This window comes from Streptomyces alanosinicus (assembly GCF_014650595.1).
GTDB lineage: Bacteria > Actinomycetota > Actinomycetes > Streptomycetales > Streptomycetaceae > Streptomyces > Streptomyces alanosinicus.
Genome location: NZ_BMVG01000007.1, coordinates 284,393 through 297,936 on the forward strand (window position 1 = coordinate 284,393; position 13,544 = coordinate 297,936).

At 72.1% G+C, this 13,544-nt stretch carries 15 protein-coding genes; 8 read left to right on the forward strand and 7 right to left on the reverse strand.

Translation table 11 applies throughout. The annotated features are described in order from the left end of the window. Positions 1-22: 22 nt before the first annotated feature. A complete protein-coding gene (locus tag IE277_RS18450) occupies positions 23-439 on the reverse strand; it encodes a Fur family transcriptional regulator (RefSeq protein WP_189953751.1) in 417 nt (138 codons plus the stop codon). A gap of 138 nt (positions 440-577) precedes the next feature. Between IE277_RS18450 and IE277_RS18455 the strand changes: the two genes are divergently transcribed. After that, a complete protein-coding gene (locus IE277_RS18455) occupies positions 578-2,047 on the forward strand; it encodes a catalase (protein WP_189953753.1) in 1,470 nt (489 codons plus the stop codon). A 165-nt stretch (positions 2,048-2,212) separates the two neighbouring features. Here IE277_RS18455 and IE277_RS18460 read toward each other — a convergent pair whose 3' ends face one another. Both IE277_RS18460 and hisN read right to left on the reverse strand, forming a co-directional pair. Then, positions 2,213-2,608, reverse strand: a complete 396-nt coding sequence (locus tag IE277_RS18460) for a CBS domain-containing protein (RefSeq protein WP_189953755.1) — start codon at positions 2,606-2,608, stop codon at positions 2,213-2,215. Positions 2,609-2,798: 190 nt separating this feature from the next. Then, positions 2,799-3,599, reverse strand: coding sequence for a histidinol-phosphatase (gene hisN / locus IE277_RS18465; RefSeq protein WP_189953757.1), 801 nt, complete (start codon positions 3,597-3,599; stop codon positions 2,799-2,801). 196 nt (positions 3,600-3,795) lie between these two features. Here hisN and IE277_RS18470 point away from each other — a divergent pair, with 196 nt between their 5' ends. Further along, positions 3,796-4,407 carry a TetR/AcrR family transcriptional regulator gene (locus IE277_RS18470; RefSeq protein WP_189953759.1) on the forward strand — a complete coding sequence of 204 codons (612 nt, stop codon included), beginning with the start codon at positions 3,796-3,798 and terminating at the stop codon, positions 4,405-4,407. Positions 4,408-4,472: 65 nt separating this feature from the next. Here IE277_RS18470 and IE277_RS18475 read toward each other — a convergent pair whose 3' ends face one another. The 4 genes from IE277_RS18475 to IE277_RS18490 all read right to left on the reverse strand — a co-directional run bounded on the left by IE277_RS18475 (position 4,473) and on the right by IE277_RS18490 (position 8,052). Further along, positions 4,473-4,796, reverse strand: a complete 324-nt coding sequence (locus IE277_RS18475) for a DMT family transporter (RefSeq protein WP_189953761.1) — start codon at positions 4,794-4,796, stop codon at positions 4,473-4,475. A 97-nt stretch (positions 4,797-4,893) separates the two neighbouring features. Then, positions 4,894-5,904, reverse strand: a complete 1,011-nt coding sequence (gene rsgA, locus IE277_RS18480; protein WP_189953763.1) for a ribosome small subunit-dependent GTPase A — start codon at positions 5,902-5,904, stop codon at positions 4,894-4,896. A 9-nt stretch (positions 5,905-5,913) separates the two neighbouring features. Next, positions 5,914-7,230 (reverse strand): 3-phosphoshikimate 1-carboxyvinyltransferase, encoded by a 1,317-nt coding sequence (gene aroA / locus IE277_RS18485; protein WP_189953765.1) that lies wholly within the window; start codon positions 7,228-7,230, stop codon positions 5,914-5,916. A 99-nt stretch (positions 7,231-7,329) separates the two neighbouring features. After that, positions 7,330-8,052: a M50 family metallopeptidase gene (locus IE277_RS18490; RefSeq protein ID WP_189953767.1), complete on the reverse strand. Its 723-nt coding sequence runs from the start codon at positions 8,050-8,052 to the stop codon at positions 7,330-7,332. Between the two features lie 50 nt (positions 8,053-8,102). On the opposite strand from IE277_RS18490, the gene IE277_RS18495 reads away from it, so the two are divergent. The 6 genes from IE277_RS18495 to IE277_RS18520 all read left to right on the forward strand — a co-directional run bounded on the left by IE277_RS18495 (position 8,103) and on the right by IE277_RS18520 (position 13,505). Further along, positions 8,103-8,918: an SOS response-associated peptidase gene (locus IE277_RS18495; protein WP_189953769.1), complete on the forward strand. Its 816-nt coding sequence runs from the start codon at positions 8,103-8,105 to the stop codon at positions 8,916-8,918. A gap of 1 nt (position 8,919) precedes the next feature. Next, positions 8,920-9,546, forward strand: coding sequence for an alpha/beta hydrolase family protein (locus tag IE277_RS18500; RefSeq protein WP_189953771.1), 627 nt, complete (start codon positions 8,920-8,922; stop codon positions 9,544-9,546). Positions 9,547-9,802: 256 nt separating this feature from the next. Further along, positions 9,803-10,498, forward strand: a complete 696-nt coding sequence (locus tag IE277_RS18505) for a sigma-70 family RNA polymerase sigma factor (protein ID WP_189953772.1) — start codon at positions 9,803-9,805, stop codon at positions 10,496-10,498. Next, the gene (gene rsrA, locus IE277_RS18510) at positions 10,495-10,794 is read left to right on the forward strand and encodes a mycothiol system anti-sigma-R factor (protein WP_189953774.1); all 300 of its coding nucleotides are present in this window, start codon (positions 10,495-10,497) and stop codon (positions 10,792-10,794) included. Before IE277_RS18505 ends, rsrA begins: the two co-directional genes overlap by 4 nt. Positions 10,795-10,923: 129 nt before the next feature. Beyond that, positions 10,924-12,216, forward strand: coding sequence for an HD-GYP domain-containing protein (locus tag IE277_RS18515; protein ID WP_189953776.1), 1,293 nt, complete (start codon positions 10,924-10,926; stop codon positions 12,214-12,216). Next, the gene (locus IE277_RS18520) at positions 12,213-13,505 is read left to right on the forward strand and encodes an HD-GYP domain-containing protein (protein ID WP_189953778.1); all 1,293 of its coding nucleotides are present in this window, start codon (positions 12,213-12,215) and stop codon (positions 13,503-13,505) included. The genes IE277_RS18515 and IE277_RS18520 overlap by 4 nt, the downstream gene beginning before the upstream one ends. Positions 13,506-13,544: the final 39 nt, after the last annotated feature.

Below are 13,544 nucleotides of genomic sequence, written 5' to 3' on the forward strand. Positions count from 1 at the left end.
AGGGGGCTTGCGCCCCCCCTGTTCAGGACCCCGCGCAGTCCGGGCACAGCCCCCGGTACGTCACCTCGACGTCCGACACCGTGAAGCCGAAGCGCTCCGTGTCGGGCAGGTCGGCGAGCGGGTTGCCCGTCGGGTGGACGTCGCGGATCGAGCCGCAGCGGGCGCAGACCAGGTGGTGGTGCGGCCGGTGCGCGTTCGGGTCGTAGCGCTTGGCGCGCTTGTCCGTCGACACTTCCAGCACCTCGCCGAGTGTGACCAGCTCACCCAGCGTGTTGTAGACCGTCGCCCGGGAGATCTCGGGGAGCTTCGCGACAGCCCGTGCGTGGACCTCGTCGGCCGTCAGATGGACGTGTTCGCCGTCGAGGACCTCGGCCACGACGCGCCGCTGCGCGGTCATCCGCCATCCGCGTCCGCGCAGCCGTTCCAGAAGGTCGCTCATGGCCACCAGCCTAACAGCTAGGGGGACCAGGACGGGAATAGGTGTGAGATTGGACTATGAGTTGACTTGGACTTAGTCCAATGTAGGATCGGTGACGGCTTTGGCCACAGGACAGGACTGGGACAGGACAGGTCAGCGATGACGCAGGAGGCGCACGTGACGCAGGGACCGCTCACCACGGAGGCCGGTGCTCCGGTTGCCGACAACCAGAACAGCGAGACGGCGGGCGTCGGCGGGCCGGTCCTCGTCCAGGACCAGCTGCTGCTGGAGAAGCTCGCCCACTTCAACCGGGAGCGCATCCCGGAGCGGGTCGTGCACGCCCGCGGCGCCGGCGCGTACGGCACCTTCACGGTGACCGCCGACGTCACGCCGTACACCCGTGCCGCCTTCCTCTCCGAGGTCGGCAAGGAGACCGAGGTCTTTCTGCGTTTCTCGACGGTGGCCGGGAACCTCGGCGCGGCGGACGCGGTCCGCGACCCGCGCGGTTTCGCGCTGAAGTTCTACACCGAGGAGGGCAACTACGACCTCGTCGGCAACAACACCCCGGTGTTCTTCATCCGGGACGCGATCAAGTTCCCGGACTTCATCCACACCCAGAAGCGCGACCCGTACACCGGCAGCCAGGAAGCCGACAACGTGTGGGACTTCTGGGGGCTCAGCCCCGAGTCGACCCACCAGGTGACGTGGCTGTTCGGCGACCGCGGCATCCCGGCGTCGTACCGGCACATGAACGGCTACGGCTCGCACACCTACCAGTGGAACAACGCGGCCGGTGAGGTCTTCTGGGTCAAGTACCACTTCAAGACCGACCAGGGGATCAAGAACCTCACCCAGGGCGAGGCCAACCGGATCGCCGGTGAGGACCCCGACTCCCACCAGCGGGATCTGCGGCAGTCCATCGAGCGCGGCGAGTTCCCGAGCTGGACCGTGCAGGTGCAGATCATGCCGGCGGCGGACGCGGCCGGGTACCGCTTCAACCCGTTCGACCTCACCAAGGTGTGGCCGCACGAGGACTACCCGCCGATCGAGATCGGCAGGCTGGAGCTCAACCGCAACCCGCAGAACGTCTTCGCCGAGGTCGAGCAGTCGATCTTCTCGCCCGCGCACTTCGTGCCGGGTATCGGCCCCTCGCCCGACAAGATGCTCCAGGGGCGGCTGTTCGCCTACGGCGACGCGCACCGCTACCGCGTCGGCATCAACGCCGACCACCTGCCGGTGAACCGTCCGCACGCCACCGAGGCGCGCACGAACTCGCGTGACGGCTTCCTGTACGACGGCCGGCACGGCGGTGCGAAGAACTACGAGCCGAACAGCTTCGGCGGGCCGCAGCAGACCGGCCGTGCGCTGTGGCAGGCCACCTCCGCCGACGGTCCCACCGGCAACCACCCCACCCCGGTGCACGCCGAGGACGACGACTTCGTGCAGGCGGGCACCCTCTACCGGCTGATGCCGGAGGAGGAGAAGGAGCGGCTGGTCGCGGGCCTCGCCGGGGCGATCGCGCCGGTCTCGCGCGAGGAGATCGCCGAGCGGGCGATCGGCAACTTCCGCAAGGCCGACGCCGACTTCGGCAAGCGGCTGGAGGCGGCGGTACAGGCCCTGCGCGGCTGAACCGGCTCGGCCGGCGCCGCCTCGCCCGCGCCCTGCCGGCGTTCTTTGAGAACCTGGGGTGTTCCCCAGGGCGGGCCGGACCCCACGGTGCTCGGGGTCCGGCCCGTTCCGTATGTCCGCGGCGGCGCCGGCCGCGTGTGCTCGGAGCGCCGGTCAGGGCGCCGGTCAGAGCGCCGGTACGGGCTCGCGCGTCGGGGCCCAGCAGCGGATGATGTCGCGGACCGAGACGATGCCGGCGACCTCGCCGCGGTCGAGGACGACCAGATGCCGGAAGCCGCCGTGGGCCATGGCGCGGGCGGCCTGTTCCAGGGTCCAGGTGGGGGCGGCGAACACGACGTCGGTGGTGGTGTGGGCGTGCGTGCGCTCGGTGTCCGGGCTCTGGCCGAGCCCGACGGAGTTGAGGATGTCGCGTTCGGTGAGGATGCCGATGCCGCCGGCGTCCGGGTCGAGGACGACGGCGGCGCCGACGCGGCGGGCGGACATCAGGGCGGCTGCCTGGCGGAGCGTGTGGGCGGGACCGACGGTGAGAATCACCGTGCTCATGGCGTCACGTACGAGCATGGCTGGGGCCACCTCCTAGGAATCCCCGTGCTTGCGCGGGCATTCACAAATTCACAAGTGGGGGTGGGCTCAGAGTGCCAGGTAAAGGGAGAGTCAACAAGAGGGCGCGCGTGGTGAATCGGGGGCGCGACCGGGTCCCTTCCGTCTCTCTGGTCGCCGCCCAGCCTCTCCTGGCCTCTCCGGCCGCCGCTCAGCGGCGCTGATTCAGATACCCCAGCAGTTCGTCGTGCAGCAGACCGTTGGAGGCCGTCGCGTTGCCGCTGTGCGGACCCGGCCGGCCGTCGAGGCCGGTGAAGGTGCCGCCCGCCTCCGTGACGATGATCGCGTTGGCCGCCATGTCCCACAGCGACAGCTCCGGCTCCGCGCAGATGTCCACGGAACCCTCGGCGACCATCATGTACGGCCAGAAGTCGCCGTAGGCGCGCGTGCGCCACACCTGGCGGGTGAGGTCCAGGAAGCCGCCCAGGCGGCCCTGCTCCTCCCAGCCGGAGAGGGACGAGTACGCGAAGGAGGCGTCGCCGAGCGTGCCGACCCGGGAGACATGGATACGGGACGCGGAGCTGAGGCTGCGGCCGGTGAAGGCGCCGTGGCCCTTCGCGGCCCACCAGCGGCGGCCGAGGGCGGGGGCGGAGACCACGCCGGCGACGGGTTCGTAGCCCGTTTCGCCCGCTTCCATCAGCGCGATACACGTCGCCCAGACGGGGACCCCGCGGACGTAGTTCTTCGTGCCGTCGATGGGGTCGATCACCCAGCGGCGGGGGCCGGTGCCCTCTATCCCGTACTCCTCACCGAGGATCGCGTCCCGGGGGCGGGCGCGCTGGAGCTGGCTGCGGATGAGTTCTTCCGCCGCCTTGTCCGCCTCGCTCACGGGGGTCATGTCCGGCTTTGTCTCGACCTTCAGGTCGAGGGCCTTGAAGCGGTCCATGGTCGTGGCGTCGGCGCCGTCGGCGATGACGTGGGCGAGACGCAGGTCGTCGAGGTAGTCCGGCATGTAGCGAACGGTATCTGGCGGGTGGGCGCGGGAGCTACCAGGCGGGGTAGGTGTCGCTCCTCGTGGCCTGACGGGCCCGGACGCGGCGCCACGCGACACGCCCGGCGCGAAAGCACGCTCCCGGGTCACGCGCACCCTTGACAGTGCATGCGAGCGCGTCAAATCTGGGCGCAGAGTCGCGCTGCCCACGGAGGCGATGATGCCTGCTGCCAGGGAGTCCCTGCTGGACGCCGCCTATACGGCCCTCCTGCGCCGGCCATGGTCCGCGGTGCGGATGGTCGACGTCGCCGCGGCCGCCGGGGTATCCCGGCAGACCCTGTACAACGAGTTCGGCAGCAAGGACGGGCTGGCCCGCGCACTCGTGCGGCGGGAGGCCGACGGCTATCTCGCCGGGATCGAGCGGGCGCTCGCGGCTCCGGGCGAGCCGGGGGAACGGCTCACGGCCGTGGTCGAGTGGACCAGCTCCGCCGCCCGGGACAACGCGCTGATACGGGCCATGCTCACCGGCTGCTGGAGCGAACGGCTCCCCGCCCCGCGGCTCACCGCCGTGCCGTCCCTCTCCTCGGTGCCGGCGCAGCGCCGCGCGGACGGGCCGCTGCCGACGCCCCGCGACTTCGTACGGCTCGTACGGGACCGCGCGGTCACCGCCCTGACCGGCCCTGCCGCCACCCCCGCCGACACCGCCGAACTGGCCCGCCCCTGCGAACTGGCCGTCCGCCTCGCCCTGTCCTGCGTCGCGGCGCCACCGGCGGAGGGCGGCGGCATGGCGGAACTGATCCGGGCGGTCGTCCCCGTACAGACGGTGTGATCCACCGGGGCCGCCCGTGAGAGAGGCCCAGCGCGGGTCCTGGTGCGCCGAGCGCCGGACAGGCCCTAGTGCGCCGAGCCCGACAGTTGCAGGCCGATCACGCCGACGATGACCAGGCTGATCGAGACGATCTTCAGGGTGGAGACCAGGTCGCCGAGGAAGATCATGCCGTAGATCGCGGTGCCGGCCGCGCCGATGCCGGTCCACACCGCGTAGGCGGGGCCGACGTCGAGTTTCTTCAGGGACAGGGTCAGCAGACCGAAGCTGCCGAGGGCGAACGACGCGAAGGCGATCGTCGGCCAGAGCCGGGTGAACCCGTGCGAGAGCTTGAGGCACACGGCGAAACCGGTCTCCAGAATCCCGGCCACGATGACCAGCAGCCACGCCATGCGCTGTCCTCCCGTTGATCCGGATCTCCGGCTCGGTGCGATTATGCACTTACCGGACCGGGGTCCCGGCAAACAACGGAGCGGCGCTCGGTCGGCCTCAGTCGCCCTCGTTGCGCTCGCGCGTGGCCAGCAGCCGGCGCAGCGAGTACAGCCGCGCCGGGTCGGCGTGCCCCTCCTCGACCCAGGCGTCCAGCGCACAGTCCGGTTCGTCGTGGCTGCATGCGCGCGGGCAGCCCTCCGTGCCCGGTTCGAGGTCGGGGAAGGCGTGGATGACCCGGGACGGGTCGATGTGCGCGAGACCGAAGGAGCGGACGCCCGGGGTGTCGATGACCCAGCCGTCCGTCACCGTGAGCGGCAGGGCGAGGGCCGAGGTCGTGGTGTGCCGGCCGCGGCCCGTCACCGCGTTCACATGGCCCGTCGTACGCCGCAGGTCCTCCGGGACCAGCGCGTTCACCAGCGTGGTCTTGCCGACGCCCGAGTGACCCACGAACGCGGTGATCCGGCCGTCCAGATGCTCGCGCACCCGGTCCGCCGCGTCCCCGTTCTCCAGCTCGTCGCGACTGGTGACGACGTACGGGATGTCGAGGGCGCCGTACAGCTCCAGCAGCTTGTCCGGCGGGGCCAGGTCCGACTTGGTCATCACCAGCAGCGGTTCCAGGCCGCCGTCGTAGGCGGCGACCAGGCAGCGGTCGATCAGCCGGGGGCGGGGTTCGGGGTCGGCCAGGGCCGTGACGACGGCCAGCTGGTCCGCGTTCGCCACCACCACGCGCTCATAGGGATCGTCGTCGTCGGCCGTACGGCGCAGCAGTGAGCTGCGCTCCTCGATCCGGACGATCCTGGCGAGCGTGTCCTTCTTGCCGGACAGATCGCCGACCAGGGCCACCCGGTCCCCGACCACGGCCGCCTTGCGGCCCAGCTCGCGGGCCTTCATCGCCAGCACCGTCCGGTCCTCGACCAGACAGGTCAGCCGGCCACGGTCGACCGTGAGGACCATGCCCTCGGCCGCGTCCTCGTGCTTGGGCCGGATGCTCGTACGCGGCCGGTTGCCCTTGCGGTTGGGACGGGTGCGGATGTCGTCCTCGTCGGTGTGCTTGCCGTAGCGGCGCATGGCGTGTCCCTACTGCCCGAGCATCCCGGTCCACAGCTCGGGGAAGTCCGGCAGGGTCTTCGCCGTGGTCGCCACGTTCTCGATCTGTACGCCCTCGACCGCCAGGCCGATGATCGCGCCGGCGGTCGCCATGCGGTGGTCCTCGTAGGTGTGGAAGACGCCGCCGTGCAGTCGGCGCGGGCGGATGTGCAGGCCGTCGGCGGTCTCGGTGACATCGCCGCCCAGCTCGTTGATCTCCTTGGTGAGCGCGGCCAGCCGGTCCGTCTCGTGCAGCCGCAGGTGCGCCACGCCCCGCAGGGTCGAGGGGGAGTCGGCGAGGGCCGCGACGGCCGCGACGCCGGGGGTCAGCTCGCCGACGTCGCCCAGGTCCACGTCGATGCCGTGGACGGCGCCGGATCCGCTGAACACCAGCCCGTACTCGGTCAGTTCGCAGGAGCCGCCCATCTCGGTGAAGATCTCCCGGAGCCGGTCACCCGGCTGCGTGGTGCGCTCCGGCCAGTCCGGGATCATCACCTTGCCGCCGGTGACCAGGGCCGCCGCGAGGAACGGCTGGGCGTTGGACAGGTCCGGCTCGATCGTCAGGTCCCGGCCGAGCAGCGCGCCCGGCGTCACCCGCCACACGTTCGGCTCGCCGCCCGACTCCGGGGTGTCCACCTGGGCGCCGACCGCGCGCAGCATGTCCACGGTCATCCGGATGTGCGGCAGGGAGGGCAGGGTCGCGCCCGTGTGGCGGACCTCGACGCCCTGGTTGTAGCGCGGGCCGGACAGCAGCAGGGCCGAGACGAACTGGGAGGACGAGGACGCGTCGATCGACACCGGGCCGCCGTCCAGGGCCCCGGCGCCGTGCACGGTCAGCGGCAGGGCGCCCCGGCCGTCGTCGTCGATCCGGGCGCCGAGCTGCCGCAGCGCGTCGATCACGCCGTGCAGGGGACGCTCGTACGAGCGCGGGTCGCCGTCGAACCGGATGGGGCCGTCGGCGAGCGCGGCCACCGGCGGCAGGAAGCGCATCACGGTGCCGGCGTTGCCGACGTCGACGGTGGCCGGGCCGTGCAGGCCCGTCGGCAGCACCCGCCAGGCCTCGCCCGTGCCGTCGGGGCCGACCCCTTCCTCGATCGCCACGCCCATGGCCCGCAGGGCACCGGCCATCAGCAGGGTGTCGCGGGAACGCAGCGGGCGGCGCAGCCAGCCGGGCTCGGAGGCGAGGGCGGCCAGCACCAGCGCGCGGTTGGTGACCGACTTGGACCCGGGCACGTGGACCGTCGCGTCGACGGCTCCGCTCGCGTGCGGGGCGGGCCAGAGGGCGGAGTGTGCGGGGTTCACGGTCATGCGCTCCACTTTAGTGGCTGGCAGCGACCGTAGATCTCGATCAAATACGCCGAAACCCCGACGGAGAAGCGGGGAGGAGGACGCCGTGCGCGCCGGCCCTCACACCTCCAGCAGCCAGCGCCCCCCGCCGATCAGCGAGCACAGGGTCACCGCGTGGAACAGGAACAGCCACAGCCCCGCCGGTACGTGCGTCAGCCGCGACAACTGGTCCGCGTCCGAGTCGCCCGCGCCGCTCCGGGACCGCTTCAGCTGCAGCTCGAACGGCGGCCGTACCCCGCCCAGCAGCAGGAACCACACCACCGCGTACGCGAACGCCGCCTGCACCTGGGGCCCCGCCAGCCAGGACACCAGCAGGAAGGCGCCCCCGGCCAGCACCACGGTCAGCACGCCGTACGCGTTGCGGATCATCACCAGCATCACCGCCAGCAGCGCCGTCGCCAGCCACAGCAGCAGCGTGATGCGGCCCGCCGCCAGCAGCGCGGCACCGCCGAGCCCCAGCAGCGAGGGCGCCGTATAGCCGGCGGCGGCCGTCAGGATCATGCCCAGTCCGTACGGCTTGCCCCGGCTGACGGTGAGGCCGCTGGTGTCGGAGTGCAGCCGGATGCCGGTGAGCTGCCGGCCGGTGAGCAGGGCGATCAGCCCGTGGCCGCCCTCGTGCGCGATGGTGATCGCGTTGCGCGATATCCGCCACAGCGGATGCGGGGCGACGACGGCGAGCGCGGCGGCCAGGGTGGCGGCCACCACCCACAGGGCGGGGTCGGGCTGGGTACCGGTGAGCCTGTCCCAGAGGCCGGGCAGCGAGGTGGCGGCGAGGCTGTCCATGAGTCCGAGTGGCTCCCTGCTGTCGTGCGGAGTCTGGCAGTGTGACATGTATGTGCGGACGGTATGCATCCAGTCGTAGGCCCGAGGATCTCGCAGGAGTCTTCGAGATCGAGAAGTGGGAGCCTGAAGAGACCTTGGAGCCCGACTACAACGTGGCGCCGACCAAAGAGGTCTACGCCGTCCTCGACCGTCCCTTGAAAGACGCGGACTCCCCGCGTCCGGTTCGCCAGCTGCGCAAGCTGAAGTGGGGACTGGTGCCCTCCTGGGCCAAGACGCCCGAGGGCGCCGCCCGGATGATCAACGCGCGCGCCGAGACCGTGCACGAGAAGCCCTCCTACCGGCGTGCCTTCGCCGCCCGGCGCTGCATCCTGCCCGCCGACGGCTACTACGAGTGGGTCACCGGCACCGACGAGCGGGAGCTGGAGGTCGAGGGCAGGAAGAAGCGGCCGCGCAAGCAGCCGTACTTCGTGCTGCCGGCCGACGGCTCGGTGTTCGCGATGGCCGGGCTGTACGAGTTCTGGCGCGACCGGACCCTGCCCGACGACCACCCGCAGGCCTGGTGGGTGACCTGCTCGGTGATCACCACCGAGGCCGAGCGGACACCGCTGGCCGTGGCCCCCGCCGACGGCCCGCACGCTCTGGCCGACATCCACCCCCGGATGCCGCTGATGCTCACCCCGGACCGCTGGGACGCCTGGCTCGACCCGGGCCGTACCGACCCCGGCGACCTGCGCGGACTGCTCGCCCCGCCACCGCCCGGCCTGATGCGCGCCTACCCGGTCGCCACGGCCGTCAGCAACGTCCGCAACAACGGCCCGGAGCTGCTGAAGGAGCTGGCGGCACCGGAAGAGGGCACACTCTTCTAGCGTGATCGAGATTGTCGAGACCGACGCCGGGACCGCACGCATCACCTGGCACAAGGCGAAGAAGCCCGCTCTCGTCCTCGCCGTGAGCCACGGCGCCGGCGGGGGCGTCGAGGCACGGGACCTCCAGGCGCTCGCCCACGCGCTTCCCGCGCGGGGCGTCACCGTGGCCCTGGTCGAGCAGCCCTGGCGGGTCGCGGGCCGCAAGGTCGCGCCCGCGCCGAAGACCCTGGACGCCGCCTGGCGCGGGATCTGGCCCGCGCTGGCCGGGATGGAGCTGCCCGTGATCTCCGGCGGGCGCAGCGCCGGCGCCCGGGTCGCCTGCCGTACGGCGGCCGAGCTGGGCGCGCACGCCGTGCTCGCGCTGAGCTTCCCGCTGCACCCGCCGGGCAAGCCGGAGAAGTCCCGCGCCGAGGAGCTGCTCGGGGCCGGGGTGCCCACGCTCGTCGTCCAGGGCGGCAACGACCCCTTCGGGAGGCCGGCGGAGTTCCCGCCGGGGGATTTCGAACTGATCGAGGTGCCGTACGGCGATCATGGGTTCGCCGTGTCGAAACGCGCCGAGATCGGCCAGGAGCGGGCCCTGGAGCTGATCACCGCGGGTGTCGCGCAGTGGCTCGCGTCACTCGGGTGACACCCGGGAATGCCCCGTGCCGGACCGCTGTTGTGGCGGACAGAAGTGCTGAGGCCTCGGCACCGACGTCGTAGGGAAGGAAGTCCGCCGCATGGGTTCGACCATCTGCCCGGCCCGCAGCAGCAGCACTGACCTGGACTGGACGGTGCTGCACGCGGCCAAGACCGCTCCAATTCGAGCGGCGGCAGGCACGGGTCGTGTTCTATCCTCCGAAACGAGTGGGACCGCTCTCGGTCCTGCCCGGGATCTTGAGGAGGTGGGTCCGGTCACCGGTACCGACGCAGGGACCGACAGCGGCCAGGCGGAGCAGCCCGAGGGCCAGGACGTGAGCGCGGCGGCGACCGCCGAGTCCACCGCTCAGCGCACTGCGCGCTTCGAGCGGGACGCGCTTGAGTTCCTCGACCAGATGTACTCGGCCGCGCTGCGCATGACGCGTAACCCCGCCGACGCCGAGGACCTGGTGCAGGAGACGTATGCGAAGGCGTACGCGTCCTTCCACCAGTTCCGCGAGGGCACCAACCTCAAGGCATGGCTGTACCGGATCCTCACCAACACGTTCATCAACTCCTACCGCAAGAAGCAGCGCGAGCCGCAGCGCTCCGCCGCGGAGGAGATCGAGGACTGGCAGCTCGCCCGCGCCGAGTCGCACATGTCGACGGGTCTGCGCTCCGCCGAGTCGCAGGCGCTGGACCACCTGCCCGACTCGGATGTGAAGGAAGCGCTGCAGGCGATCCCCGAGGAGTTCCGCATCGCCGTCTATCTCGCGGACGTCGAGGGCTTTGCGTACAAGGAGATCGCGGACATCATGGGGACACCCATCGGTACGGTGATGTCCCGGCTGCACCGGGGCCGCCGTCAGTTGCGCGGCATGCTGGAGGACTACGCCCGAGAGCGCGGGCTGGTCCCGGCGGGCGCCGGAGAGTCGAACGAAGCGAAAGGTTCGGGCTCATGAGCTGCGGAGACCCGCACGAGACGGACTGCGGTGAGGTCCTGGACCATCTGTACGAGTTCCTCGACAGCGAGATGCCGGACGTCGACCGCGACAAGTTCCGGCACCACTTCGAGGAATGCTCTCCGTGCCTGGAGAAGTACGGCCTGGAGCAGGCCGTGAAGAAGCTGGTCAAGCGGTGCTGCGGGCATGACGACGTGCCCGCCGACCTGCGCGCGAAGGTCATGGGGCGGATCGATCTGATCCGCTCCGGCCAGGCCGTGCCGGACCACGACGTGACCGCCGCCCCGGAGGCGTGAGTACCACCGCTCCCCGGAGGTGACCGCCGGGTCATCACCCGAACGTGCTAATCCTCAGGTCATAAGCCCTTCAGCGCCCGTTTCCCGCCCTAGGCTCCGAGCCCGGACAGGCATGGTCGGGGAGGGGCGATGGAGGCGATACCGGCGCGGGCACACGGATATGTGGCCGCCGTCGCCCTGCTGGCGCTGCTGTGTCTGCTGCCCCTGCCGACGACCCGCACCCCCTGGTGGGCGCTCGCCCTGCTCTCCGCGCTCTGCGCCGCCTGCGAGCACGTCGTACGCCGGCGCTTCGGCGGCACCTTCTATCCCGTCCTGCTCGCCGGGGCGTTTCTGCTGCCCCCGCCGGCCGCCGCGCTCGTCCCGCTGTCGGCGGCGCTGCTCTCGCCGGTCGAGCAGCGGCCCGCGCTGCCGAGGCGCGTCTGGCGGGCGGCGCGGCCCGCGCTCGCCGTGTGGGGCGCCGCCGAGGCGCACTGGGCGCTCGGCGGCCGGGACGCGGTCGTCGGCTCCGACTTCCCGTACGCGCTGCTGCCCGCAGGCGCGGCCGTCCTCGTCTTCTGTCTGATCCTCACCGCACTCGACGGCGGCATCCGCGCGGTCGCCCAGGGCGTCCCGCCGCGCCGGGCCTGGCGCGGGCTGCTGTCCGGCTCGCTCGCGCAGGGCTCGGTGCACGGACTCGCCGGGCTGATGATGGCCGTGCTGTGGCGCAGCCCCTACGGCCCGCTCGCCGCGCTGCTCGTGCTGCTGCCCATGTGGGTGTCCTGGTGGATCTTCGCCCAGTACCACCGGGAGCGCGCCGCCCACCAGGCCACCATCCGCGCCCTCGTGCAGGCCGTCGACATCAAGGACGGCTACACCCGCGGCCACAGCGAACGCGTCGGACAGGCCTCCGTGATGATCGCCCGGGAACTCGGCATGGACGACGACCGCGTCGAGGTGCTGCGGTTCGCCGGCATCCTGCACGACGTCGGCAAACTCGGCGTCCCCACCCGGCTGCTGCGCAAGGACGGCCCGCTCACCCCCGAGGAACGCCGGATCATCGAACTGCACCCCGAGTACGGCCATGAGATGGTCCGCGGGATCTCCTTCCTCGGCGAGGCCCGCACCGCGATCCTGCACCACCACGAGCGCCTCGACGGCAGCGGCTACCCGTACGGCCTCGTCGGCACCCGGATCCCCGAGTGCGCCCGGGTCGTCGCCGTCGCCGACGCCTTCGACGCCATGACCTCCACCCGCTCCTACCGCAGGGCCCGGCCCGTCGAGGCGGCCGTCACCGAGCTGGAGCGCTGCGCGGGGACGCAGTTCGACCCCCGTATGGTCGGCGCGCTGGTCCGGGCGCTGGCCCGCTACGGCTGGCATCCCCAGGTCACGGCCGACGAGAGTCCCCGTGAGACGCCGGAGCCGGTCACCGGGGCGCCTCGGTGACCGCCCTGCGCTTCATCCACGCAGCCGCCGCCCTCGCGGCCGCCGGCTCCCTCGCCGGCACGCTCTGCACCGGCCTCGCCGACCGGGGCATCGCGCTCGCCTTCGGCGTGCTCATAGCCGTCGGCGAGCTGAGCCGGTGGAGCGGCGCCCAGGTGCGGCAGGCCGCCCCCCTCGCCACCGCCGGCTCGCTGTCCTACGCCCTGCTCGGAGCGGACGCCGGGCGGCCCGCGCAAGCCGACCCGGCGCAGGTCGTCACCGTCGTCCTCGCCGCCGCCCTGCTCGGCGCCGTACCGCACATCTGGTCCGGACGCAGTCCCACCCTCGACCATCTGGCCCGCCGTGTACTCACCGTCGGTTTCACCGCCGTCTGCTTCCAACCCCTGTACGACAAGGGCCTGTTCGCCTCCTGGGGCGGCCCCCTCTACGCCCTGCTGCTGGTCGCCCTGCTCGGTCTCGCCGCCCTGTGCGACGCCGTCCTGGCCGCCGCTCTCGCCCACTGCCGCACCCGCTGGCCCTTCGGCCCGCTGCTGCGCGAGGAGCTGTGCGGGCTGCTCGGCATCGGCTCCGCCGTGTGCGCGACCGGCGCCGTGATGGCACTCGCGGTGGCCGTCGTCGGGCTGTGGGCGCTGCCCGTGTTCTGTCTGCCCCTGCTGCTCACCCAGCTGTCCGTGCGCCGGTACGCGGCCGTGCACGCCACCTACCGGCAGACCATCGCCTCCCTCGCCCGCGCCACCGAGATCGCCGGATACACCCCCGCGGGGCACGCCCGCAGGGTCGCCGCGCTCAGCCTCGCCGTAGGCCGGGACCTCGGCCTGACCGAGGGCGAACTGACCGTCCTGGAGTACGCCGCCCTCATGCACGACATCGGCCAGCTCAGCCTGGTCGACCCGGTCCCGGCGGGCGCCACCGCGGGCCTGCCCGCCGCCCAGCAGCGGCGTATCGCGCTGCTCGGCGGGGCGGTCGTCCGGCAGACCGGGGTCGCCGCGGCCGTCGCCGTGATGGTGGAACGCCAGGCGGACCCCTACCGCGAACAGCCGCCCGCCGCGCGGATCATCCGGGCCGTGAACACCTATGAGGAGAAGACCCGGGACGCCGGCCCCGAGGGACCCCTGCGGGCGCTGGAGGAGCTGCGCCTGGGCACCGCCGGTGACTACGCCCCTGAGGTGGTGGAGTCCCTCGCCCGGGTACTGGCCCGGCCACAGGCCGTTCGCGTGAGCGCGCCGGTGGACGACGGCGGGCCGGGCGCGACCCTGTCTGACCCCGCCCACCGCTGGGTAACCCATGGGTAATGAGCGCCTTTCCCACCGTACGTGGTTGGATGCGAGGGA